Source organism: Bradyrhizobium sp. Cp5.3, assembly GCF_000426265.1.
Taxonomy (GTDB): Bacteria; Pseudomonadota; Alphaproteobacteria; order Rhizobiales; family Xanthobacteraceae; genus Bradyrhizobium; species Bradyrhizobium neotropicale.
On sequence record NZ_AUFA01000043.1, the window covers coordinates 25,354 to 50,000 of the forward strand.

Annotated in this window: 21 protein-coding genes, 1 tRNA gene and 1 pseudogene; 16 read left to right on the forward strand and 7 right to left on the reverse strand. The window is 64.0% G+C overall.

The features are described from left to right. Nucleotides 1–488 precede the first annotated feature (488 nt). The 3 genes from K289_RS0134330 to K289_RS0134340 all read right to left on the reverse strand — a co-directional run bounded on the left by K289_RS0134330 (nucleotide 489) and on the right by K289_RS0134340 (nucleotide 5,332). On the reverse strand, nucleotides 489–3,077 hold the full coding sequence (locus K289_RS0134330) for an autotransporter outer membrane beta-barrel domain-containing protein (protein WP_245284078.1): 2,589 nt from the start codon (nucleotides 3,075–3,077) through the stop codon (nucleotides 489–491). 191 nt (nucleotides 3,078–3,268) lie between these two features. Next, the gene (locus K289_RS47990; RefSeq protein ID WP_027555598.1) at nucleotides 3,269–4,861 is read right to left on the reverse strand and encodes a helix-turn-helix domain-containing protein; all 1,593 of its coding nucleotides are present in this window, start codon (nucleotides 4,859–4,861) and stop codon (nucleotides 3,269–3,271) included. A 394-nt stretch (nucleotides 4,862–5,255) separates the two neighbouring features. Further along, nucleotides 5,256–5,332, reverse strand: a tRNA-Met gene (locus K289_RS0134340). Between the two features lie 311 nt (nucleotides 5,333–5,643). On the opposite strand from K289_RS0134340, the gene K289_RS0134345 reads away from it, so the two are divergent. Beyond that, entirely contained in the window at nucleotides 5,644–7,077 is a 1,434-nt protein-coding gene (locus K289_RS0134345; RefSeq protein WP_027555599.1) for a coniferyl aldehyde dehydrogenase, read from the forward strand. 144 nt (nucleotides 7,078–7,221) lie between these two features. Beyond that, complete coding sequence (locus tag K289_RS0134350; RefSeq protein ID WP_027555600.1) at nucleotides 7,222–8,820, forward strand: GMC family oxidoreductase; 1,599 nt, start codon at nucleotides 7,222–7,224, stop codon at nucleotides 8,818–8,820. Between the two features lie 171 nt (nucleotides 8,821–8,991). Here the strand turns inward: K289_RS0134350 and K289_RS0134355 are convergent, their stop codons facing one another. Next, nucleotides 8,992–9,753 carry an SDR family NAD(P)-dependent oxidoreductase gene (locus K289_RS0134355; protein ID WP_027555601.1) on the reverse strand — a complete coding sequence of 254 codons (762 nt, stop codon included), beginning with the start codon at nucleotides 9,751–9,753 and terminating at the stop codon, nucleotides 8,992–8,994. Between the two features lie 130 nt (nucleotides 9,754–9,883). On the opposite strand from K289_RS0134355, the gene K289_RS0134360 reads away from it, so the two are divergent. After that, nucleotides 9,884–10,396 carry a CvpA family protein gene (locus tag K289_RS0134360; protein ID WP_027555602.1) on the forward strand — a complete coding sequence of 171 codons (513 nt, stop codon included), beginning with the start codon at nucleotides 9,884–9,886 and terminating at the stop codon, nucleotides 10,394–10,396. 127 nt (nucleotides 10,397–10,523) lie between these two features. After that, nucleotides 10,524–11,306, forward strand: a complete 783-nt coding sequence (locus K289_RS0134365) for an SDR family oxidoreductase (RefSeq protein ID WP_027555603.1) — start codon at nucleotides 10,524–10,526, stop codon at nucleotides 11,304–11,306. A gap of 189 nt (nucleotides 11,307–11,495) precedes the next feature. Here K289_RS0134365 and K289_RS0134370 read toward each other — a convergent pair whose 3' ends face one another. After that, nucleotides 11,496–11,972 (reverse strand): DUF3775 domain-containing protein, encoded by a 477-nt coding sequence (locus tag K289_RS0134370; RefSeq protein WP_027555604.1) that lies wholly within the window; start codon nucleotides 11,970–11,972, stop codon nucleotides 11,496–11,498. A gap of 132 nt (nucleotides 11,973–12,104) precedes the next feature. Here K289_RS0134370 and K289_RS0134375 point away from each other — a divergent pair, with 132 nt between their 5' ends. From K289_RS0134375 to K289_RS0134390, 4 genes are all read left to right on the forward strand, one after another. After that, complete coding sequence (locus K289_RS0134375) at nucleotides 12,105–12,956, forward strand: MBL fold metallo-hydrolase (protein WP_027555605.1); 852 nt, start codon at nucleotides 12,105–12,107, stop codon at nucleotides 12,954–12,956. A 245-nt stretch (nucleotides 12,957–13,201) separates the two neighbouring features. Next, a complete protein-coding gene (locus K289_RS0134380; RefSeq protein ID WP_027555606.1) occupies nucleotides 13,202–14,044 on the forward strand; it encodes a fumarylacetoacetate hydrolase family protein in 843 nt (280 codons plus the stop codon). 185 nt (nucleotides 14,045–14,229) lie between these two features. Next, nucleotides 14,230–14,841: a glutathione S-transferase family protein gene (locus tag K289_RS0134385; RefSeq protein ID WP_027555607.1), complete on the forward strand. Its 612-nt coding sequence runs from the start codon at nucleotides 14,230–14,232 to the stop codon at nucleotides 14,839–14,841. Between the two features lie 15 nt (nucleotides 14,842–14,856). Continuing rightward, entirely contained in the window at nucleotides 14,857–15,726 is an 870-nt protein-coding gene (locus K289_RS0134390; protein WP_027555608.1) for an MBL fold metallo-hydrolase, read from the forward strand. 171 nt (nucleotides 15,727–15,897) lie between these two features. Here the strand turns inward: K289_RS0134390 and K289_RS0134395 are convergent, their stop codons facing one another. After that, nucleotides 15,898–16,440: a methylated-DNA--[protein]-cysteine S-methyltransferase gene (locus tag K289_RS0134395; RefSeq protein ID WP_027555609.1), complete on the reverse strand. Its 543-nt coding sequence runs from the start codon at nucleotides 16,438–16,440 to the stop codon at nucleotides 15,898–15,900. 137 nt (nucleotides 16,441–16,577) lie between these two features. On the opposite strand from K289_RS0134395, the gene K289_RS0134400 reads away from it, so the two are divergent. Beyond that, nucleotides 16,578–17,396, forward strand: coding sequence for an alpha/beta fold hydrolase (locus K289_RS0134400; RefSeq protein ID WP_027555610.1), 819 nt, complete (start codon nucleotides 16,578–16,580; stop codon nucleotides 17,394–17,396). Nucleotides 17,397–17,398: 2 nt separating this feature from the next. Continuing rightward, entirely contained in the window at nucleotides 17,399–18,211 is an 813-nt protein-coding gene (locus K289_RS0134405) for an alpha/beta fold hydrolase (protein WP_027555611.1), read from the forward strand. A 74-nt stretch (nucleotides 18,212–18,285) separates the two neighbouring features. On the opposite strand, the gene K289_RS0134410 is transcribed toward K289_RS0134405, so the two are convergent. Further along, nucleotides 18,286–18,747 carry a carboxymuconolactone decarboxylase family protein gene (locus tag K289_RS0134410; protein ID WP_027555612.1) on the reverse strand — a complete coding sequence of 154 codons (462 nt, stop codon included), beginning with the start codon at nucleotides 18,745–18,747 and terminating at the stop codon, nucleotides 18,286–18,288. Between the two features lie 97 nt (nucleotides 18,748–18,844). Between K289_RS0134410 and K289_RS0134415 the strand changes: the two genes are divergently transcribed. The 6 genes and pseudogenes from K289_RS0134415 (at nucleotide 18,845) to K289_RS0134440 (ending at nucleotide 24,542) form a co-directional block, all read left to right on the forward strand. After that, nucleotides 18,845–19,702: a sigma-70 family RNA polymerase sigma factor gene (locus K289_RS0134415; RefSeq protein ID WP_027555613.1), complete on the forward strand. Its 858-nt coding sequence runs from the start codon at nucleotides 18,845–18,847 to the stop codon at nucleotides 19,700–19,702. Nucleotides 19,703–19,740: 38 nt separating this feature from the next. Then, a pseudogene (locus tag K289_RS52910) lies at nucleotides 19,741–19,884 on the forward strand (peptidase M20); the annotation flags it as partial. 357 nt (nucleotides 19,885–20,241) lie between these two features. Beyond that, nucleotides 20,242–20,919, forward strand: coding sequence for a GntR family transcriptional regulator (locus tag K289_RS0134425; protein ID WP_027555614.1), 678 nt, complete (start codon nucleotides 20,242–20,244; stop codon nucleotides 20,917–20,919). A 127-nt stretch (nucleotides 20,920–21,046) separates the two neighbouring features. After that, on the forward strand, nucleotides 21,047–21,847 hold the full coding sequence (locus K289_RS0134430) for a phytanoyl-CoA dioxygenase family protein (RefSeq protein WP_027555615.1): 801 nt from the start codon (nucleotides 21,047–21,049) through the stop codon (nucleotides 21,845–21,847). A 109-nt stretch (nucleotides 21,848–21,956) separates the two neighbouring features. Next, nucleotides 21,957–23,270: an NAD(P)H-dependent oxidoreductase gene (locus K289_RS0134435; RefSeq protein ID WP_027555616.1), complete on the forward strand. Its 1,314-nt coding sequence runs from the start codon at nucleotides 21,957–21,959 to the stop codon at nucleotides 23,268–23,270. A gap of 183 nt (nucleotides 23,271–23,453) precedes the next feature. Then, entirely contained in the window at nucleotides 23,454–24,542 is a 1,089-nt protein-coding gene (locus tag K289_RS0134440; RefSeq protein ID WP_027555617.1) for a TRAP transporter substrate-binding protein, read from the forward strand. Nucleotides 24,543–24,647: the final 105 nt, after the last annotated feature.

Here is a 24,647-nt window from a genome sequence, read left to right on the forward strand (position 1 = left end):
CAGCGACAGCCTCGTCCTTTTTCTCGTGTCGGAGCGGACGACAAGCCGATCACGCAATCCAAGGGCCGCGGGTCACAAAACAAAAATGGCCCGCGCGAGGCGGGCCATTTTCGTATCGGATCCGGTAAAATCCGAATTTGGTTGCGGGGAGGCGCAACACCCGATACCGACATTTGCTTCAGATCGCGATCTAACCGTTGCGGGGATGCGCAACAAACGCCACCACAGACCGCTCCGCTCGTGATTTCGTGAACGGCTTGCGTAGTGTCGCGAATTCGAAGCTCGCATCCTTTGCCGCGCATTCGGGACGTACTTCGAGTTCGATAAGGACTCTAGCTAAACTATTGAAGTTAGTGTCGTTTTGATTTCGAAATTGGCATGCAGAACGTGCCGCAAGGATGAATTTCGAAATCGCGACACTAGCCACCTGCACGTCCTGTTCATCCACCGTAAGATCTGGCTCGGGTCTCGGGAGCCAGCAGCCAGCCTCACCAGGTGTAACGCACCACTCCCTTGCCGGCGTAGCTCTGCGTCACGTTCGAGAACTCACCTTCGAACGTCGCCGCCGCGGACCAGCTGTTGCTCCATTTCATCTCGGCGGAGGCGGTCGTCAGTGCGGACTCGCTTGCCTGCGCCGCGCCATTGACGACGAAGCTTGCACCCGGCAGCGCCTGGAAGGTGGTGGCGATCGCGCGGCTTGGATCGAAGTCGTGGGCCCAGGCGAGGCGGCTGCGCAGCGTGAGGACGCCGTTGGACATCGCAAACGACTTGTCGGTGCGGAAGCCCAATTCGCTGCGGGCGTCGGTGACGCTCTTGGACGCGTAGTTGAGGGCAAAATTCCCCGTGCCGGAAACGACGCTTTCGGCATAAGCCGGCAGATCGAAGGTGGTGAACTGGCCCGCGGCATAGGGCGTGATGCCGATGCCGCCAATGACCGGCGCAACGAAGCGGTAGCCGCCCTCAACGCGACCCGAATAGGCATTGGCGTTGAACTCCGCGCGGAGCTGATCGAGCCCAGCGATGCTTACCGTGCGGTTGGTGGTGACATCCTGCCAGCCATAGGCGAGTGCCGCGGTGATGTAGGCCGGGCCGTTGGTGTGGCGGACATAGGCGCCGGCCTGGAACAGATCTGATCGGCCCGAGCCGAGCGTGTTGACGCCGAAGCTGGTGCCGCCGCCGGCGAGCGCAAAGCCCACGAGCGTATTCGGCGAGAGCAGATAGTCCGCGCCGACCGCCGTGCCGGCGATGCGGCTCGTGGTGTCGTTCGAGCCTGTGACAGCATTGCCGCTGGTCGATTGCGAGCCGCCAAAGCCGGCAACCCACACGCTCCAGCGCGGCTCGTAGACCTTGGCGAGCGGCGCCTTGGTGAACATCGCGAAGGCGTTGGTCTTGCGCGCGGCGTAGGCGCTCGCCTGATCGCCTTCCTCAGCATAGCCGGTCGGCGACGTCGCGCCGCCAAAGCCGCTGCCTCTTCCCATGAACGGATCGGTGAGCAGACCCAGGAACTGGCTCATCGCCTGGAATGTGGTCTGCTGCGCGCCGGTGGCGCTCTCGCCGGAGGCCTGCGTCAGGCCGCCCGCGGAGAGCGCGCCGTATACCAGCGGAATGCCGTTGTTTGCGTTGAAGTAGTTGGTCAGCGCATCGCCGACAGCCTGCTGGTTGCGGTTGAGTCCGCCGGGAATGACCAAATCCAGGATCTGGAGATAGACGTTGTTGGCGTCGTAGCTCAGCGCGGTGTGGAAGGCCGCCGGCAGGTTGGTGTTGAGGACCGTTGATGCGAACGTGCCGGATACGCCGCCGGTTGCGGTGAGGATCTTGTATTTCTTGGAGACATAGCTGCCGGCCGCAAACACTGCACTCACGCGGGCGCCGCCAAGTGTCGCCGTGCCGGTGATATTTGCGAACGAAGCGGTCGACGGATTGACCTGCACCAGATAGATCGCACCGGACTGGAAGGCGAGATTGCCTGCAATCGCCATCGACGAGGTCGGCGTGCCATTGCCGGGCGCAAAAGTGCCGCCGCTTGCGAGCGTCAGCCTCGGAATGGCGCCGCCGCTGTTGATGACCGATCCGTCACCCGTCAGGCCGTGGATGGTCTGATTGAAGCCGTTGAGATCGAGCGCCGCCCCGGTTGCGATCGTGTACTTGCTGTACGGCGAAAACGCGTTCGCGATGCCGGCTTGCAGCGTGCCGGAACTGACCGTGGTCGTGCCGGTATAGATGTTGTTGCCCGAGAGCGTCAGGATGCCGGTGCCTTCCTTGGTCAGCGAGCCGCCGAAGCCGCCAGCGACGCCACCGTCCCGCAGGACGCCGGAGAACGTGGTCGACAGGTTGTTGCCGCCCACCGCCAGGTTCTCGAAACCGAGGGAGATCTGGCCGGCGCCCTCGATCGAGCCCGTCCTCACGCCGAGACCAGTGTTGTCGGGGGACAGATCGATTAACGAGGACGCGCCGGTATTGATGAGGCGCGCCGTGCCGCCTGAGCCGGTGCCGAAGAAGAAATACACTTGGGAGTTGTTGATCACGGTGGCGTTGCCGAGCGTGGCGTTGTCTATGACCCCCAGGGTGTTGTTGTTGGTGATGCTGGCGTTGCCGGCCGTGCTGGCAAATTCGAAGAACAGGCCGCCGTTGTTGGTGAAGGTGGCGCTGCCGGCCGAGCTGGTGTTGGTGAAGGCGGTTTGGCCGTTGAAGGTGGTGATCAGGTTGACGCTGCCGCCGTTGATCACGATGCCGGCGCCGTTGAAAAGCACTGCTTTGTCGTTGGTGAAGGTGTAATTCGACGCCCCCGCATTGAACGTGAAGCCGCCGACCGTCGTGGGCGCCGCGACGGTGCCCTGGGAAAACGACAGGCTGGTCGTGCTCGATGTCCCGAAGAAGGCGGTGCCGGTCGGCACCGTGGCCGGGGTCCAGTTGGCGCCGGTGTTGAAATCACCCGAGCCGGGGTTGGCGAGCCAGGTGGCGTCCTGTGCATGGGACGGCGTAGCCGGTAGCATCCACGCCAACGCCAGCGTCGACGACGTCAACAGCGCCGCCCGCAGGCGGCGCGACGCCGCGAAACAATCTTTCCCCGTCTTCACCACTTCCCCCATCGCAATCACGAGTTGCCGACCGGACTCATCTCACTGGGCTCATGAAGCGATCTCACTTCAGCCCACCACGATATCTGCATTGCGACCGAAGAAACATCGAGTCGCCTCCAGACACGCTCTAGCAACCAATTGTTTGCTCAATATTTGAGGCGCGCGCCGATGCCCGCTTCGAGCGCCGTTTATCCGTGAGTGTGTTCGGCCGGAGAGACCTTGCCGATGCTCCGGAGAATGAAGGCCGGGACCACCCGCTCGCCATGGAATCTCGTCACATGCGCGATCAGGTTATGCATGAGGTTGGCGCGCGCCTGCTCCGAAACGAGATGACGCGCCGACGTGAAATAGAGATATTCGACCGCGCCGATCGCGCCCTCGGGGCCGATCGCGGCAAGCGCATCCGCCGACGCCTGCGGCAATTCCTGATCGGCCGGCGCGAACGTCCAGGCAATCATCCATGCGATTTCAGGAGGGCAAGGGATGTCCGGATCGATCGTGGGGACGGCGCCTTCAAGCGCCGCATGGTTGCCGGCAGCAAGGAGGGCGAGGCATTTCAGGACCCGGATATGTATGTGGTACAGAGGGTTCAGTTCGACCATCGCGATGCCGCGGTCGAAGTATTGGACAGCTTCGTCGAATTGGCCGCGCGCATAGCGCAATTGTCCCATGACCGGCAAGGCCCCGGCAAAGTCCGTTGTTTGGGCGAAGGCGCGATCGAGGATATCTTCCGCCAGTTCGAGATGACCTCGATTGATGAAGTACAGCAGCTTGGCGGCTGCCAGCATCAGCAGCGGGTTCGCCTCGATGGCTGGCAGGCAGTCCAGCACCGTGGCGTCGATCTCGCTTTCCATGCGGTAGCGTTCTTCAAGGCTCATTTCGCCGAACGGATTGCTCGTCGTGAGGCGCGTGAACAGATGCAGGCACCATTGCAGGGCGATATCCGCATTGTCAGGATCCTGCTTGCGGTCCCTCCCCAGTTGCTCGCCACCTTCCACCCACCTCGGATTGGTCGACAGCAACACGCTCGAAGCCTTTTGAAGGCGCGTTTCAGCTGGTTCCGCGGCGCGGATACCGAGCCCTGTCGAGGCGTGGCCGAGCGCCTTGCGCAGCACCTCGATGACGCCATTCGAAACCCGGCTGGCCTCATTCGTGATCGATGCGGCGTCGGTCATGTCGAGTTGGAGCCGCAATGCTTTTGCGATCCGCCTCGACGGCATTTCCCTCAAGGTGGCCGCGCAATCGAGGTGCCCATTGCGGGCAAAAAAGCTCACTTGCAGGAAATAACGCAGCCTGTCGGTGGGGGTCCAGTCCTCGGCAACGATGACGTTGTGGCCATCGCCAACACCCTCAGCGATCATCTCGCGTAGCTGATCGATTAGCGAAGACGCCTGCCGGCTGAAGGGAGATCCGGGCAGCCCGAAAGCCGGTGCGATGACCAGGAGAGCGTCTATTGGCGCTACCGAAGATGGAACGGCGATCCAGACGTAACCCTCGCCATATTGTGTGGCGATAAAATTCGGCGATTTGGCGCTATCGCCGAGCTTGGCCCGCAACCTGTTGACCAGAAAATCGATGTTGCGGTCGGATACGTCGGATTCCGACGCGATCTCGTCGAGCAGACGGTCGCGGGGCATCAGGCGACGAGGGTTGCGCGTCAGAGCCAGCAGCAGCGCGCGCTCGTTTCTGGTGAATTGAATCTTCCGCCCGTCGCGGTGCGCGAAAAGGCATGTTTCGTCAAGGATCATGTCCCCGAAACGAAGATCCTGTGCCTTCTCCACTTCCCGGCCCCAAAAAATCAATCAACCAAATGTCGGCCGAAGGCTCGTATTCTCGTCAATGGCTCTGGCGCAAGCACAAAGAAGCATTGCCATGAGCAGGCGACTACCACCACGGTTTTCCAACCGCCTCGATTATCACAATTGCGCAGACCGAAGGATAGTGCTCGCTACCAACAGCGACGCCATTCCTAATTTTTCACGATTAAGACCGGATATTTAGGGGAATTTTGGTAGCGGGAGAGGGACTCGAACCCCCGACCCCAGGATTACAGTGACAGTGCACTCAATTCACTGGCGACCAGAAGTCCAAGACGGTTCAGCGACCATACCCCACAAACAAAAATGGCCCGCTTGTCGCGGGCCATTTTCGTATCGGAACCGGTCATTCCGAATTTGGTTGCGGGGATAGGATTTGAACCTATGACCTTCAGGTTATGAGCCTGACGAGCTACCGGGCTGCTCCACCCCGCGTTAAACCGTTGCACGCCTTCATCAAAATGCCGGGGACGATGGATGGAGGGCCGGCGCTGTTCGCGTGGCTTGCTCTCACGTCCCAAAGACTTCCTTGGAAGGCAACCCGGGGCGAAGCCCGTCGGGTGCGAGGGGGTATGTATCAACCCGGACCGGCTTTGGAAAGGCCCGCGGCCACGTTTTTTTTCGACTTTATGACAGCCCAACCGGCTGAATTCGGGCCCGTTTGCCAAACTCTTGCCAGAAGTTCCGCAAAGCGCCAGCTTGCGGCAACAAGATTATGGGGAGACGCCATTTTGAGGGGAAACGCCATGGACCGATCCCTGACGAGCGCCCCGCTGGCGGCGCTGGAGGACACCTTCCACGCCATGGTCGCGCGGTCGCGGACTGAACCGGCCCCCGACTGCGCCGAGCGGCTCGACCGGCTGGCCCGCCTGCGCACTGTCGTCACTGAGAACGAAGAACGCTTCCGGCAGGCGATCTCGGCCGATTTCGGCCACCGCTCGGCGGTGGAGACCACCATCGCCGAGACGCTGCTGGTGTTCTCCGAGATCCGGCACGCCACAAAACACCTGAAGGGCTGGATGGCGCCGCAGCGCGTGGCGACCGCGCTGCAATTCCTCCCCGCGCGCAACCGGCTGATCCCGCAGCCGCTCGGCGTCGTCGGCATCATCGCGCCCTGGAATTATCCGCTGCAGCTCACGCTCGCGCCTGCGATCGGCGCGATCGCCGCCGGCAACCGAATCATCATCAAGCCGAGCGAGCTGGTGCCGCACTTCTCCGCGCTGCTGAAGGAAACGGTCGCGCAGAAATTCGACGCCACCGAGTTGCTGGTCACCGGCATCGAGGACGAGGTGGCAAAGGCCTTCGCGACGCTGCCGTTTGATCATCTGGTGTTCACCGGCTCGACCCGGGTCGGCCGGCTGGTTGCCGAGGCCGCGGGCCGCAACCTGACGCCGGTGACGCTTGAGCTCGGCGGCAAGTCGCCGGCGATCATCGACGCCTCAGCCGACCTCGACGAGGCGGCCGAGCGCATCGCCTACGGCAAGCTACTCAATGCCGGGCAGACCTGCATCGCGCCGGATTACGCGCTGGTGCCAGAAAACTCCGTGCAGGCCTTCGCCGAGAAGGTGCGCGCGCAGATGCGGCGCATGTTCGGCACCGATCCCGCCAACAAGGACTACACCGCTGTTATCTCCGACCGGCATTATGCGCGGCTGGAGGGCCTCGTGGCCGATGCCGCCAGCCGCGGCGCGAAAATCCTGCAACCGGCAAAGCCCGACGATCCCAACTGGAAGGCGCATCGCAAATTCCCGCCGACGCTGATCGCCGGCGCCACCGAGAATATGGCGGTGATGCAGGAGGAGATCTTTGGTCCCGTGCTGCCGGTGCTGGGCTATCGCGATCGGGCGGAGGCGATTGCCTTCGTCAACCGGCGCGACCGACCGCTCGCGCTCTATTGGTTCGGCAAGGACCGCGCCGCGCGCGACGAGGTGCTGTCGCGCACCGTCTCCGGCGGCGTCACCGTCAACGACTGCCTGTTCCACTTCACGCAAGTGAACCAGCCGATGGGCGGCGTCGGCGCATCCGGCACCGGCGCCTATCACGGCGAATGGGGCTTTCGCACGTTCAGCAAGCTGAAGCCGGTGTTCTATCGCTCGACATTCAACCGGCTCGCCGACCTCTACCCGCCCTATGGCGGCAAGATCGCGCGGCTGGAGAAGATGATACGGTTCATGTCGTAGATCGTCGCCAAACCGTCATTCCGGGGCGCCTCGAAGAGGCGAGCCCGGAATCCATTTCGCCACCGGTGACGCGGATGAATGGATTCCGGGCTCGCGCTACGCGCGCCCCGGAATGACGAGAAGAAAATGCAGGGGGGGAACACCTTGACTGACACATTCGATTTCGTGGTCGTCGGCGCGGGCTCGGGCGGCTGCACGGTGGCAGGGCGACTGTCGGAGGATGCGGCTACATCCGTGGCGCTGCTCGATGCCGGGGGTGCCTGCGACAACTGGGTCGTGACCACGCCGGGCGCGCTGGTGCTGATGGTGGCGGGCAACGTCAACAATTGGGCCTTCAACACCGTGCCGCAGAAGGGGCTGAACGGCCGCATCGGCTATCAGCCGCGCGGCAAGGGGCTGGGCGGCTCCTCCGCGATCAACGCCATGGTCTATATCCGCGGCCATCGCGCCGACTACGACCACTGGGCTGCGCTCGGCAACACCGGCTGGGCTTATGCCGACGTGCTGCCCTATTTCAAACGCTCTGAGAACAACGCCGATTTCGACGGCGAATATCACGGCAAGGACGGTCCGCTCGCCGTCAACCGCTTACGCTCCGGCAATCCGGTCCAGCAGATCTTCTTGCAGGCGGCGCAGGAAGCACAATTCCGGATCCGTGAGGATTTCAATGCCGAAGATCATGAAGGCCTCGGCATCTACCAGGTGACGCAGAAGAATGGCGAGCGCTGGAGCGCGGCGCGCGCCTATGTCCATCCGCACATGAACAAGCGCGCGAATCTGCGCGTCGAGACGCAGGCGCATGCCACCCGCATCCTGTTCGAAGGCAAACGCGCGATCGGCGTCGCGTACCGGCAGGGCCAGGAGCTGAAGCAGCTCCGCGCGCGACGCGAGGTGATCCTGGCCGCCGGCGCGTTTCAGTCGCCGCAGCTCCTGATGCTGTCGGGCGTTGGCGACGCGGCTGCGCTCGGCAAGCATGGCATTGAAAGCCGACATCATCTGCCGGGCGTCGGACAGAATTTGCAGGATCACCCTGATTTCATCTTCAGCTACATGTCCGACAATCCGAACTTCGCCGGCCTCTCGCTCAAAGGCATGCCGCGCCTCGTCCGCGCCATCCTGCAATATCGCAGGGAGCGCCGCGGCCCCCTCACCTCCAACTTCGCCGAATGCGGCGGCTTCCTGAAGACGCGGCCCGATCTCGACATTCCCGACATCCAGCTGCATTTCGGCATGGCCATGGTCGACGACCACGGCCGCAAGCGCCACGGCGGCGCCGGCTTCTCCTGCCATGTCTGCCTGCTCAGGCCGAAAAGCCGCGGCAGCGTCGCGCTCGCCAGCAACGATCCGATGCAGGCGCCGCTGATCGATCCGAACTTTCTTGGTGAGAACGATGATCTCGAGGCGATGGTCGCGGGCTTCAAGACCACACGACGATTGATGGAGACGCCGGCGCTGCGCGCGCTGCAAAAGAAGGAGATGTTCACCGCCGGCGTGACCACCGACGACGACATCCGCGCGCTGCTGCGCGAGCGCGTCGATACCGTCTATCACCCCGTCGGCACCTGCAGGATGGGCCTTGATGCCATGGCCGTGGTCGATCCGAAGCTGAAGGTACATGGGGTCGAGGCCCTGCGCGTCGTCGACGCCTCGATCATGCCGACGCTGATCGGCGGCAACACCAATGCGCCGACGATCATGATCGGGGAGAAAGCGGCGGATATGATCCGGGCGGAGGTGAGGTAGTTCTCCTCCCCGCGTGCAGGGAGAGGGTCGGAGTGAGGGGCACTCTCCGCTCGTCATTCCGGGGCGCGTGTAGCGCGAGCCCGGAATCCATTCATCCGCAACACTGGTGGCGAAATGGATTCCGGACTCGATGCTTCGCATCGCCCGGAATGACGAGGGAGAGGAAAAAACTCAATTCAGCAAGAACCCGCCATCCACCGTCACCACGCTCCCCGTCATGTACCGCGACGCCTTCGACGCCAGCAGCAGGATCGCGCCGTCGAGATCGGACTCGGCGCCGACGCGGCGTTGCGGGATGCGCTTTGTCAATCGTTCCCCCGCAGGCGTCGACCAGAAATCGTGGTTCATCTCGGTGTCGATATAGCCGGGCGCCAGCGCGTTGATGCGGATGTTCTGGCCGGCGAGTTCGAGCGCCATCGCCTTCGTTGCCTGGATGATGCCGGCCTTGGAGATCGCGTAGGGCGAGACCGCCTTTAGAACGCCGGTGCCGAGCACGGAGGCGATGTTGACGATGTTGCCTGATTGCTTGCGCGCGATCATGCGCCGCGCGACTTCGGTCGCGAGGAAATAGGCGCCCTTGAGATTGGCACCGATCACCGCATCCCAGTCGGACTCGGTCTGCTCGGTCGCGAGCTTCTCGATCGCGATGCCGGCATTGTTGATCAGCACGGTGACGGGACCGAGCGCCGCCTCCGCGGCATCGACGGCCCCAGCGATCGAAGCGATGTCGGTGACGTCGAGCGCGATCGCGACCGCGCGACCGCCCTTGCCGCGGATCTCCTCTTCCAGGCTCTTCAGCTTGCCGGTCTGCCGCGCGGCGAGCGCAACGGCTGCGCCATGCGCCGCCAGTACCCGCGCAAATTGTCGCCCCAGCCCCTGGCTCGCGCCAGTGACGAGGATGGTTTCTTTACTGACGTCGAATAGGCCTGACATGACGATTCCCTGGGCGATTTCTTTAGGCGGTTTCCCTGAGCTTTTGGAACCACCAATACAGACGATTTTAGCGATCTGAAACCGGAATGATCGGTTCGGCGTTCATTCGTTCCATGAAGGCAGGGCTCTCATGAACAGCTTCGATCTCGCCGTCTACGCCGCGCTGGCACTTGCGATCGGTTTCGGTTTCAGGACCGGCCTCTTGCGCAGCGCCATGACCATTCTCGCCTATCTCCTGGCCGCTCCCATCGCAATCGCGCTGATGCCGCTGATCGCGCCGCAGACAGCCGTCAATCCGAATGCGCCACTGCTGCAGAACTGGATCTGGTTCTTCGGCATCTTCCTGATCGTCGGCATGCTGTTCGGACATATCGGCCGCGTCGCACTCAACGACACGATCGGTGAAGCCGGCATCGGTGATCGCCTCGGCGGCGCCGCACTCGGTGCCATCAGGGTCGGCCTCGTCGCCACCACGCTGGTGCTGGTCTTCGATCAGGTCGTGCCGACAAACCGCCAGCCGCCGTTCCTCGCCGGCTCGCGACTGCGGCCGCTTCTGTCGGTGGTCGGACAGATGGGCTTCAAGTCGCTGCCGCCGGAGGCCGCGGCCGCGATCGACCGCCTCAAGCAGGAACGGCGGATCTGATCAGGCGCATTTGCATCGCCGTGCGGCCGCGCCATGCGTTTTGATGCGAGCCCGTCCCTTATCAGCGGCGCCGAGGTTGGCTAATGTGCCTCATCCAAAACCTGCCTGACATTACGGGAGTGAAACAGTGGATCTTGGGATCAAAGGTCGCCGCGCCATCGTCTGCGCATCCAGCAAGGGCCTGGGACGTGCCTGCGCCATCGCGCTTGCCGACGCCGGCGTGCACGTCACGCTGACTGCGCGCGGCGCCGAAGCCTTGAAGAAGACGGCCGACGAAATCCGAGCGGCCCATCCGGGCGTGACGGTCACCGAGATCGTCGGCGACATCACGACCCCCGCGGGGCGCGAGGCCGTGCTGAAGGCCTGCCCCGATCCGGACATCCTGATCAACAATGCCGGCGGCCCGCCGCCCGGCGATTTCCGCAACTGGACACGCGACGACTGGATCAAGGCGATCGACGCCAACATGCTGACCCCGATCGAGCTGATCAAGGCCACCGTCGACGGCATGATGGCGCGCAAGTTCGGCCGCATCGTCAACATCACTTCGGCCGCCGTGAAGGCGCCGATCGACATCCTCGGCCTCTCCAACGGCGCGCGCGCCGGCCTCACCGGCTTCATCGCCGGCCTGTCGCGCAAGACCGTGATCAACAATGTCACCATCAACGGCCTCTTGCCGGGCCCGTTCGAGACCGACCGCCTGCGCGGCACTGCCAAGGCCGAGGCCGACAAGCGCGGCATCACGCCGGACCAGTTGCTGGCCGAGCGCGCCAAGCTCAACCCCGCCGGCCGCTTCGGCCATCCCGACGAGTTCGGCTATGCCTGTGCCTTTCTCTGCGGCGACAAGGCCGGCTTCATCACCGGCCAGAACATCCTGCTCGATGGCGGCGCCTTCCCGGGCACGCTGTAGACGCCGGCCACTCCCACTTGGGGTAGGGCTACAGCCACATCGTCATGGCCGGGCTTGTCCCGGCCATCCACGCCTTGCCGCACAGTACGAAGAACGTGGATGCCCGGGACAAGCCCGGGCATGGCGGCCTTTTGCAAACTCGTCATCCGATCGCCGCTCGCGGGAAGCGGCGCGCAACGAACACGCAACTCACCGCTGCTTCGTCGGCTCGTCTTCGTCCCGCTCGCTGGGGTCGGAGGAGTCGGCGGTGAGGCGCTCGTCGGTCCAGTCGATGCCGAACGCGTCGAGCCCGTCCGCCAACAAGTCACCCAGCATCGGCTCGCCGAGCAGATATTGCACCGTCTCGTGCCGCGGCTTGCGATACTCACCGCGCGCCTCCACGGCGCGCGTCCGCAGATCGTCCCAGTCCTCGATCCCGCCGTCGCCACGCCCGAGCCAGGTCAGCGCAACGAGGTCGACCTGCTCGTCCTCGTTCAACGCGGCGATGAAGCTGCCGAGCTCGGCGCCGACGGGATCGGAGCCGTCATCTTCCAGCACATCGACCGCATCGTCATCGGTGGGGTTCGAGCCGGAATCCGGATCGGAGTCCAATTCCTTGACATCGAATTCGCGCGCCTTCTCGATGATGAAGGCGACTTTTTCGGCGGAAATTGCAAGCTCTGGCATCGCTCCCTCCTCAGGTTCCCGCGATAACGCCGCATCGCATCGGATGATCCATTGCGCCCGACGGCTGAAACCCGCAATCTCGCCGCAAAGCGCCCTGGAACGGGCGCGTGCACGAACATGGGGATACGCCAGATGCAGTGGAAGGTCGGCAGGGTCAAAATCACCAAGGTCGTGGAATTGGAGACGGTCGGCTCGACCCGCTTCATCCTGCCGCTGGCGAGCAACGACGAAATCCGCAAGCTCCCCTGGCTGATCCCGCATTTCGCCACCGACGAAGGCCGGCTGAAAATGTCCATCCATTCGCTGGTGGTGGAGACGCCTTCTCAGCGGATCGTCGTCGACACCGGCCTCGGCAACGACAAGCAGGGCCGCAACGTGCCGACCTGGAACAATCGCACGAGCCCGTTCCTTCAGACGATGACGGCGGCGGGATTTGCGCCTGAAAGCATCGACATCGTGCTGTGCACGCATCTTCATGTCGATCATGTCGGCTGGAATACGAAGCTCGCTGGCGGCAAATGGGTGCCGACATTTCCGAAAGCACGTTATTTGTTCGGCAGGACCGAATATGAGCACTGGCGCAACCACTCGACCGAGCCGGACAAGCAGGCGGTGTTCGAGGATTCCGTGAAGCCGATCGTCGATGCCGGTCGCGCCGAGCTGATCGCGAGCGACCACCGGCTCTGCGAGGAGATCAGCATGATCCCGACCCCCGGTCACAGCCCCGGCCATATGAGCATTCTGATCCGGTCCGAAGGCGAACAGGGCCTGCTCACCGGCGACGTCGCCCATCATCCCTGCCAGATGGCGCATCTCGACTGGTCCTCGACCGCGGATTCAAACCAGAAGCAGTCGGCCGCGACGCGGCGTGAATTGTTCAAGCGGTTTGCCAACACGCCGACGCTGGTGATCGGGGGGCACTTTTCAGCCGGACATATCAGGCGCGAGGGAGACGCGTTCAGGTTCGAGGCGCTACAATCGTAGGGTGGGTTAGCCCTGCGGCTGCGCGAAGCGCAGTCCGCTGGCGTAACCCACCACTGTCTGCCTCCGCGGAAGCGAAAGAGGTGGGTTACGCTTCGCTAACCCACCCTACGATCTACAAGCCCTTCTCCGATCGCCTACCGAATTGAGAGGGCTGCAATGCGCCCCGCTTTGAGCGGTTGAATTTCCCGCCGCCGTGTTCCATGAAGCTATTTAACCGATCGGTCCATCTCAGGGAGAAAACGAGAATGAAACTTGTTCGTTATGGCGAAAAGGGTGCGGAAAAGCCCGGCCTGATCGACAAATCCGGCCAGTTGCGCGACCTGTCGGCCCATCTGAAGGACCTGACCGGCGAGGCCTATTCGCCGGAATCCCTCAAGAAGCTGGCCGCTCTCGACCCCGCCTCGCTGCCCGCCGTCTCCGGCAAGCCGCGGTTCGGTGCTCCCGTCACCGGCATCTCTAAGTTCGTGGCGATCGGCCTCAACTACAGCGATCATGCCAAGGAGACCGGCAACCCGATTCCGGCCGAGCCGATCTTCTTCCTCAAGGCGAACACTGCACTCTCCGGCCCGAACGATGCGGTCGAAAAGCCCCGCGGCTCGACCAAGCTCGACTGGGAAGTCGAGATCGCCGCGATCATCGGCACCCGCGCCAAGTATGTCTCGGAAGCCGAGGCGCTGAATTACGTCGCCGGCTACTGCGTCTGCAACGACGTCTCCGAGCGCAACTTCCAGATCGAGCGCCTGGGTCAGTGGACCAAGGGCAAGTCACACGACACGTTCGGCCCGCTCGGCCCGTGGCTCGCCACCAAGGACGAGATCAAGGACGTGCAGAACCTGTCGATGTGGCTCGACGTCAACGGCCAGCGCCGCCAGACCGGCTCGACCGCGACCATGATCTTCACCATGGCCAAGTGCATCTCCTATGTGTCGCAGTTCATGACGCTGCAGCCCGGCGACGTCGTCACCACCGGCACGCCGCCCGGCGTCGGCATGGGCATGAAGCCGCCGACCTTCCTCAATGTCGGCGACGTCGTCTCGCTCGGCATCGAGGGCCTCGGTGAGCAGCGTCAGGAGATCGTCGCGGCGTAAGCCCCTCGGTCCTCATCCTGAGGAGCGCGCAAAGCGCGCGTCTCGAAGGATGAGCCAGGAACACAGTCACCCGACGTTTGCGCCGGGTGACAAGATAGCTCGCTCGTTGCCCATCCTTCGAGACGCGCGCCGAGAGGCGCGCTCCTCAGGATGAGGGCTGTATGTTCGGACAGAGGTCATTCCGCATGAAACTCTCCTTCTCCGCCGCCTCGCCTTTCGCCCGCAAGGTCCGCATTGCCGCGATCGAGCTCGGACTGATCGACAAGATCGAGTTCACGCCCGCAACCGTCGCGCCGGGCCAGGCCAACGAAGACTATTCGCGCATCACGCCGCTGAAGAAGCTGCCGGTGCTGATTACCAATGACGGCGACGTCATCCTGGATTCCTACGTCATCGTCGAATATCTCAACGAGATGGCAGGCGGCAGCCTGATCCCCGACTATGGCCCGCGGCGCTGGAAGGCGAAGACCAACCACTCCCTGATCAACGGCATGCTCGATTCCATGCTGTTGTGCCGCTACGAGAAGATGGTGCGACCTCAGGGCCTGCAATGGCAGGCGTGGTCGGACGACCACTGGAACCGGGCCTGGACCGGCATGGCGCGCTTCGAGAACATGCCGGACGTCCTCAACGGCCCGTTCGACATCTCGCAGATCGGTCTCGTTTGCGTGCTCGGCTACGCCGACTTCCGCTTCGCCGATTGCGGCTGGCGCAAGGCCTATCCGAAACTCGACGCCTTCCATCAGAAGATGCTGGAGCGGCCCTCGGTCAAGATCTCGGTGCCGCCGCCGGCGTAACCCGCGGGAGTCCTCATGAGTCTCAAATTTTCGGTCGGCGATCTCACCATCCATCGCATCATCGAGCAGGAAGTCCCCTTCTTCCCGGCGCTGGAAATGCTACCCGGACTAACGGCCGAGGTGCTGGCCGAGAACCGGGCGTGGCTGCGCGAGGCCAAGGCCCTGGATGACCAGGACGTGTTGATCCTGTGCTTCCAGTCCTATGTGGTGAAGACGCCGCACCACACCATCCTGGTCGACAGCTGCATCGGCAACGACAAGCCCCGGCCGCAGCGGCCGAAATGGAACATGAAGACCGACGACACCTACCAGCGCGCGCTCGATGCCGCCGGCGTGTCGGTCGAGGACATCGACTTCGTGATGTGCACGCATCTGCATGTCGATCACGTCGGCTGGAACACCCGACTTGAGAACGGCCGCTGGGTGCCGACCTTTCCCAAGGCGCGCTATTTGTTCGCCAAGCGGGAGTTCGACTACTGGACCGAGCAGAATGCGAAGGCGGAGGTGCCGCCCTTCGCGGACAGCGTGCTGCCGGTGGTCGAGGCCAAGCGCCACGAGCTCGTCGGCAACGACCATCAGATCGGTGATCACGTCCGCATCCTGCCGACGCCGGGCCACACGCCGGGCCATGTCGCCTTCGCGATGGGCCGCGGCAAGGACGATGCCGTGTTCTCGGGCGACCTCATCCACTCGCCGCTGCAGACGCTTTATCCGGAGCTGTCGCCCAAGTTCGACGTCGATCAGGCACAAGCCGCAAAGACGCGCCGCAGCTTCCTGGAGCGCTATTGCGACACCGACACGCTGTGCTGCACCGCGCATTTCCCCTCGCCGTCGGTCGGGAAGATCAAGCGGAAGGGCAATGGGTTCGTCTGTGCGACGGTGTGAGTGCTTGCTTCGCCTCTCCCCGCTTGCGGGGAGAGGCCGGAATTCAAGCGCAGCTTGAATTCCGGGTGAGGGGGAGCCTCCGCGAGCTCATCTGGCACCCTCTATGCGGAAACGGCCCTTCACCCCAACCCTCTCCTCGTAAGAACGGGGAGAGGGAGAAGAGAGAGCGCCTCAATCAAACAGACTCGGCGTGTGGTTGACGAGCGCGCCTTCGATCTCGAGCATCTTCAGCTTGGTGACTACGCCACCATTGGCGGAGAAACCGCCGGGCTTGTTGCCGGCCGCGAGCACGCGGTGACAGGGCACCACGATCGGGCACGGGTTGCGGCCGAGCGCCTGGCCGACGTCGCGTGACAGCTCGACGCCGCCAAGCCGTTTGGCGATGTCCCCATAAGTCATGGTCTTGCCCGGCGGGATGGTGCGGGCGATCTCGTAGACGCCGCGGTTGAAGTCGGGAACGTCGTCGAGATCGAGCGGAATGTCGGTGAGGTCGTCCGGCTCGCCCGCCAGCAATTTTACGATGCGGTCGATCGCCTGCTGCACCTCGGCCGTCGGCTCGGCCTCGCTGGCATCAGCGTGGCGTTGGTGAATGCGGGTACGGATCTTGTCCTCGCCGCCCATCGGCAGTTGCGTGCCATTGATGCCGCGCGGACCCCAGGCGATGGCGCACAGGCCGATCCTGGTCTCGAACAGGGCAAAATGCTGGTTGGTCATGGCTCGGTTCCTGGCTTGCTTCCTCGTCGCAGGCCCCCGCTTGTGATCTTCCCTTGAAATCTAAGCTTGGAAATAGTTGCGATCCACCCGGTTTCCGGGAATCTTGCACAGGTGTTCCACCCTTTCACGAGCCCAGAATGCAAAGCCTCCACGTCAACGGATATGACATGCCCTATCTCGACGTGGGCGAAGACAAAGCGGGGCCGCCGCTGGTCTGCGTGCACGGATCGCTGAACGACTTCCGCATCTGGGGCTGCGTGCTCGGGCCGCTGACGCGGCGGCACCGGCTGATCTGCGTCAGCTTGCGGCACTTCTTCCCGGCGCGATGGGATGGCGTTGGCGACACCTATTCGATCGCGCAGCATGTCGACGACGTCATCGCCTTCATCGAGAAGCTCGACCTCGGCCCGGTCGATCTGATGGGCCATTCCCGCGGCGGACACATCTGCTTCCGCGTGGCGCAGCGCCGGCCCGATCTGTTGCGGCGGCTGATCCTGGCCGAGCCCGGCGGCGAGCTCGATGCGAGCCTCGATCCCGACTATGCGGGCGGCCCCTCGCCGTTGCTGGCCCGCTTCACGGCGTCTGCGGAGAAGATCGCGGCCGGCGACATGGATGGCGGTCTTGCCGTGTTCGTCGACACGCTGGAGGGCGCCGGCACCTGGCCGCGACTGCCGGCGATGGTGAAGCAGAATTTGCGCGACAACGCGTTCACGCTGATCGGCCAGGTTCGCGACAATCGCCCGCCCTTCTCCAAGGCGGACGCGGAGTCGATCAGAATGCCGACGCTGTTCATCCTCGGCGCGCGGACGAAAGGCCTGTTGCCGAAGGTGCTGCATGCGCTCGCCGCGCATGTGCCCTATTCGAAGACGGCGATCATCCCGAACGCGACGCATCCGATGTTCGAGCAGGCGCCGCAAAAATATTCCGAAGTGGTGCTGGACTTTCTGGCGGGCTGATCATGCAGACATTTCGCGTCAACGGTTACGACATGGCCTATCTCGAAATCGGAGAGGGCCCGCCGCTGGTCTGCGTGCACGGCACGCTCGGCGACTTCCGCACCTGGTATTCGGTGCTCGGCCCGCTATCGAAGAACCATCGCGTGATCTCGGTAAGCCTGCGGCATTTCTTTCCCGAGCACTGGAATGGTGCCGGTGACGACTACAAGATGGCCCAGCACGTCGCTGATGTGATCGGCTTCATCGAACAGGTCAGGCCGGCACCGGTCGACTTGATGGGCCACTCGCGCGGCGGGCACATCGCGTTTCGCGTGGCGCAGGCGCGGCCTGATCTGTCGCGCAAGCTGGTACTCGCCGAGCCCGGCGGCGATCTCGACGCGAGCCTGCCGGTCCCGGCAGGAACGCCCGCGCATCCACCGCTGGCCGCGCGCACGGTGCGCTCGGTCGAGATGATCCGCGCCGGCGACATCGAGGGCGCTCTGCAGAATTTCTACGATGGCATCGAAGGCGACGGCTCGTGGCGGCGCGTGCCGGCGGCGGCGAAGCAGCAACTGCGCGACAACGCCATCACCTTGCTCGGCCAGATCAACGAGCAGCGCAGGCCGTACACGCTCGCGGACGCGCAGGCGATCAAAACGCCGACGCTTCTGATCGGCGGCGGCGCGACAACGGGCAGCCTTGCGGTGATCTGGCGCGTGCTGGCCGAGCACATCGCCGGGGCCAAGACGGCGGTGATCGCGAATGCCGGCCACTGGATGTTCGAACAGGCGCCGCTGGAATATGGCGAGGCAGTGAACGTGTTTCTGAAGGAGTAGGCGTGCTGCTTGTGAGGCGGGCAGCGCCGGCGAGCTCCCTCGCCCCGCACGCGGGGAGAGGCGAGGGAACAACCTCACGCCACCTTCCACACGCCGACCGGCATCTTGATTGTCGCGTTCAGCCGGTTCCAGACATTGATCGTCGCGATCGAGAGGATCAGGGTTGCGAGCTCGCGCTCGTCGAAATGCTTGGCGGCCTCGTTCCAGATCGCATCCGGCACGGGATCTTCGCGATCCGCAAGGCGCGTAACCGCCTCGGTCAGCGCCAGCGCGGCGCGCTCGGCTTCGCTGAAATAGGGCGTATCGCGCCAAGCCGAGACCGCGAACAGCCGCTCGTCTGTCTCGCCGGCCTTGCGGGCGACTTTGGGATGCATATCGACACAGACGCTGCAACCATTGATCTGGCTGGCGCGCAGGTGCACCAGTTCCAGGAGCTTCTCCGGCAGGCCCTGCTTGGTCAGGGCGCCTAGGGATTGCAGGACATTCATGGCTTCAGGCAGGACCATGACCGGGTGATTCATGCGTGCGTGCGTCATTTTGCGTCTCCGTTCGAGCAATTTCGACGGATCCGGTCACATCGGCCGGATTTGCGTCGTCATGGGCATGACGGGCCACGACCAGGGAATGTGACCGATGACGGAAGAAAATTTTCTCAGCCGGCAGTTCGAGGCCAATCGGAAGCATTTGCGCGCCGTCGCCTTCCGGATGCTGGGATCGCGCGGCGAGGTCGATGACGCCGTGCAGGAGACCTGGCTGCGGCTGAGCCGCAGCGACACGTCGGATGTCGCGAATTTGCGGGGGTGGCTGACCACGGTTGTGGCACGCATTTGCCTCGACATGCTGCGGGCCCGGAAATCGCGCCGCGAGGATCCGATGGGCCCGGACGTACCTGAGCCGGTCGACGACACGCGCGAGCGCGAGGCGGAGATGGCCGATTCCGTCGGCGCGGCGCTCTTGATCGTACTGGAGACGCTACAGCCTGCGGAGCGGCTCGCCTTCGTGCTGCACGACATGTTCGCCGTGCCCTTCGAGGAAATCGCGCCGATCGTCGGCCGCTCGGTCGACGCCTCGCGGCAGCTTGCGAGCCGCGCGCGGCGCCGCGTGCAGGGCGCCCCGGTGCCCGAGACGGATCTTTCTCACCAACGCAGGATCGTCGAGGCATTTCTCGCCGCCTCGCGCGAAGGCAATTTCGAGGGCCTGCTCGCCGTGCTCGATCCCGAGGTCATCGTGCGCGCCGATCAGGCTGCGGTGCGGCTGGGCTCGCTGCCCGAAATCCGCGGCGCCGATGCCGTCGCCGCGACCTTCAAGGGACGCGCCCAGGCGGCTCGGCCGGCGCTGGTCGATGGCGCGATGGGCGTCGCCGTCATCCTCAGCGGCCATCTGCGCATCGCGCTGCGCGTCAGCTTCAAGGATGACAGGATCGCGGCGATCGAAGCGGTGGCCGATGCGGAGCAGCTCGCTGCGCTGGACGTGGAGGTGTTGGAGCCGTAAGGCGGAGCGCATCTTGGTGCCGGTCTTGCGGCGGTGCTAGTGGCAAGGCGGTCGTGGTCGAGAGCTTTGGCCTCGCCGGTTTCGGCTATCACGCGCGCGACGAGTTCATCGACACCAACTCGATCGTGCCGCGGCTTTACCTGATGACGCGCCTGCTGATCGAGCAGGGCAAGAAGAAGTAGGGCTTCACCTCCCAGCTTGGGGCTGGGCAATCGCATATGCCCTTGTGGCGCGAACGCGCTCGGGCCTTTGGTTCGAGACGCGCCGTAAGGCGGCGCTCCTCACCATGAGGGTCTAGGATTTCGCCGCGAAATGAGACCTCATCCTGAGGAGCCCGCCTACAGCGGGCGTCTCGAAGGATGGGCCGCAAGGAGCCTGCCTGCCAAACTCCCTCCCCTACTGCTTACCAAGAGACAAAAATCACATACTTTCAATAACTTGACCTAATGCGACGCGAGGGCGCGTCGCCCGCTTGACGCTCCCCTGTCCCCCGCTGTAGCTTCGCATACGGAATTCCGTATTCCCTAGGAGCCGCCGGCGTGATCCCTCTCGACCCGCTCCCCAATCTGATCGACCAGGTCTATGCGCGGATCCTGGAGGCGATCACCGACCGCACCTTGCAGCCCGGTCAGCGCATCCGTCAGAACGAGCTCGCCGACAGGCTCGGCGTATCGCGCCAGCCGGTATCGCATGCGCTGCACCTGTTGCATCGGCAAGGCTTGGTCGCCGAGAGCGGCAAGCGCGGCTTTGAAGTGACCCAGCTCGATCCTGCACGCATTCGCCAGCTCTACGAGGTGCGCGGCGCGATCGATGCGCTTGCGGCCCGGCTCGCCGCCGAGCGCGCGGCGAGCGATGCCGCGGGGCGCGAGCGGCTCGCAACGGCGCTGACTGCGGGGCGCCGCATCAATCGCAAGACATCGCTGTCCGAGCTGATCGCGCTCGACGTCGATTTTCATCGTGCAATCTATCATCTCGCCGGCAATCCCGTGATCGAGGAGACGATCGCGCCGCAATGGCCGCATATGCGCCGCTCGATGGCAACCGTGCTCTCCGAGCTCGATTATCGCGACAGCGCCTGGGCCGAGCATGCGACGATCACCGGGCACATTCTCTCAGGCAAAGCGAAGGAGGCCGAGCGCGCCGCGCTCGCGCATGCGCAGACGGCGGGACGGATGACCGAGGAGAGATTGATGGCGACGAACGAGGCGGCGGCGTAGCAAACACACGCTGTCATTCCGGCGCGACCCCGGAATCCATCGGGCCACAGAGACTGCTGATAAATGGATTCCGGGTTCGGTCCTGCGGACCGCCCCGGAATGACAACAATAAACAGGAGGACGCCCCATGAAACTGACCCCGGAGCAATTGGAGTTCTTCCACCGCGAAGGCTGGCTGTTTTTGCCCGAGTTGTTCAGCCAGGAGGAAGTCGGCTTCCTCGCGCGCGAGGCGGTCGGCATCTACGACGCTGACCGCCCCGAGGTCTGGCGCGAGAAGAGCGGCGCGCCGCGCACGGCCTTCGCCGCGCATCTCTACAACGAGGCGTTCCGTGTCCTCGGCGCGCATCCGCGCATGATCGAGCCGGTCGAGCAGGTTTTTGGCGAGCCGGTCTACATGCACCAGTTCAAGATCAATGCGAAATCGGCTTTCACCGGCGATGTCTGGCAGTGGCACCAGGATTACGGCACCTGGAAGCGCGACGACGGCATGCCGGAGCCGCGCGCGATGAACATCGCGATCTTCCTCGACGAGGTGATGCCGATCAACGGTCCGCTGATGCTGGTGCCACGCAGCCAGAACGCCGGCGATCTCCAGGCCTCACACGATCTCGCCACCACGTCCTATCCGCTGTGGACGCTGGACGAGGACACCGTCACGCGGCTGGTCAAGCAAGGCGGCATCGTGGCGCCGACCGGCCAGCCCGGCGGCATGCTGATGTTCCACGGAAATCTCGTGCACGGCTCAAGCGGCAACATCACGCCCTACCCGCGCAAGATCGTGTACCTGACGCTCAACGCGGTCTCGAACTACATCCGCACGCCGACGCGGCCGGAATACATCGCCCACCGCGATTTCACGCCGATCAAGACGGTGGACGACGACGCGCTGCTGCGCCTTGCCCGTGCGCCGCGGCAAGCGGCGGAGTAGATTGACGCCGTCATTCCGGGGCGACGCGTTCGGGACTGCGCGAAGCGCGGCTCGGAAGCGTCGAGCCCGGAATGACGAACCTTGATTGTTGCGCCCAGGGACATTCCCCATGAACCTCTTCCGCCTCCTCCAAGCCCGTGCATCCGCCGGCAAGCCCGTACGCGTGGCGCTGATTGGTGCCGGCAAGTTCGGCTCGATGTTTCTGGCGCAAGTGCCGCACGTACCGGGGCTTGAGGTACCCATCATCGTCGACATCGACCGCGACCGTGCGCGCGAGGCCTGCCGCACCGTGGGCTGGGACGCAGCACGCATCGCCGCGACCACCTTTACCGACGACGGCGCGCGCGCCATTGCCGGCGGCGCGCTGGATGTGGTGGTGGAGGCGACCGGCAATCCGGCCGTCGGCATCAAACATGCGCGCGCCGCGATCGCGGCCGGCAAGCACATCGTGATGGTCAACGTCGAGGCCGACGTGCTGGCCGGCCCGCTGCTCGCGGAGGAGGCGCGCAAGGCGGGCGTCGTCTATTCGCTCGCCTATGGCGACCAGCCGGCGCTGACGGCGGAGATGGTCGACTGGGCGCGCGCCACCGGCTTTCGCGTCGTTGCCGCCGGCAAGGGCACGAAATATCTGCCGGCCTATCACGACGTGACGCCGGACAATGTCTGGCAACACTATGGATTGACCGCAGGCGAAGCACAGTCGGCCGGCATGAATCCGCAGATGTTCAACTCCTTCCTCGACGGCACCAAGTCGGCGATCGAGATGGCGGCGATCGCCAATGCCTGCGGGCTCGACGTGCCGACGAGCGGGCTGTTGTTTCCGCCCTGCGGCGTCGACGATCTGCCGCATGTGATGCGGCCGCGCGAACGAGGCGGCGTGCTGGAGCGGTCGGGCGTGGTGGAGGTCGTCTCATCGCTCGAGCGCGACGGCCGGCCCGTGTTTCGCGACCTACGCTGGGGCGTGTATGTGGTGCTGGAGGCGCCGAACGACTACGCCGCCGACTGCATCAGGCAATATGGGCTGAAGACCGATGCGAGCGGGCGCTATGCGGCGATGTACAAGCCCTATCATCTGATCGGACTCGAGCTGGGCATCTCGGTCCTCTCGGCGGCATTACGTGGCGAGCCGACCGGGCAGGCCTACGGCTTCCGCGGCGATGTCGCCGCGGTCGCCAAGCGCAACTTGCGCGCCGGCGAGATGCTGGACGGCGAAGGCGGCTACACGGTATGGGGCAAGCTGCTGCCGGCGTCCGCAAGCCTCAAGGCCGGAGCACTGCCGATCGGTCTCGCGCACCGGGTCAAGCTGAGACATGACGTCGCGCACGGCGAAGCGGTGCGCTGGAGCGATGTCGAATTCGACGCCAACAACGAGACGGTAAAGGTGCGCAAGGCCATGGAAGCCGCGTTCGCAGCGCAGCATTGAGCCGCGACGGCGGTAGCGCAACCAAAGTGCGCTTGATTTGCCAATTCCGTTTCGCCATCCTGACTGCGATCCGGAAATACTGAATTTCGGACAAAAAGAAACGTCGGCCACCGGCGAAGTTCAAAGCGGCGCCAAGATCGCGATCCCTCGTCGAGGACTCGACATCACAGAGAGGGGAGACGCATGGAACGTCGTAAATTCCTGACGGCGGGCGGACTAGGCCTTGCCGCGAGTGCGGTTGCTGCGCCGGCTGTCGCGCAATCGATGCCGGAGGTGAGATGGCGGCTCGCCGCGAGCTGGCCGAAGGCACTCGATACGCTCTATGGCGGCTGCGAATATTTCTGCAAGCGCGTCGCCGAGGTCACCGACAACCGCTTCCAGATCCAGTCGTTCGCCGCCGGCGAGATCGTCCCGGGCCTGCAGGTGCTCGATGCCGTCTCGAACGGCACCGTCGAAATCGGCAACACCGCACTCTATTACTACTGGGGCAAGAATCCCGCATTCACCTTCGGCACCTCGCTGCCGTTCGGGCTCAACACGCGGGCGCATATTTCATGGCTGCTGTTCGGCGGCGGCACCGAGCTGCTCAACGACCTCCTGAAGGAATACAACGCGATCGGCATTCCAACCGGCTCGACCGGCGCCCAAATGGGCGGCTGGTTCCGGAAGGAGATCAAGTCGATGGATGACTTCAAGGGGCTCAAATTCCGCGTCGGCGGCTTTGCCGGCACGATCATCGCCAAGGTCGGCGGCGTGCCGCAGCAGATCGCGGGCGGCGACATCTATCCGGCGCTCGAGAAGGGCACCATCGATGCCGCGGAATGGGTCGGTCCCTATGACGACGAGAAGCTCGGCTTCGTGAAGGTGGCGAAGTATTACTACTATCCCGGCTGGTGGGAGGGCACCGGCCAGGGCCACAACGTCATCAATCTCGAGAAGTGGAACGCGCTGCCGAAGCATTACCAGGCTGCGATCGAGACCGCCTCGCGCGATACCTTCACCTGGGTCACCGGCAAATACGACTACGTCAATCCACCGGCACTGAAGCGCCTGCTGGTTGCCGGCGCGATCCTCAAGCCGTTCCCGCAGGAGGTGCTGGAGGCCTGCTACGGCGCTGCGAACGAGATCTACGCGGATCTCAGCAAGACCAACCCGCACTTCAACAAGATGTACGCGAGCCTGTCGGCATTCAGGAACGAATCGCTCGCCTGGATGCAGGTCGCAGAGCTCAGCTACGACAGCTTCATGATGCGGATGCGGACGCGGACGTAACGCGCGAAGGTTCGCAAAGCTCAAAAACGAAGAAGGCCCCGGAGGCTTCTCCGGGGCTTTTGTTTTGGTGGTGAGCGCAGTGACCAGAGTCGTCTCGACAACAAC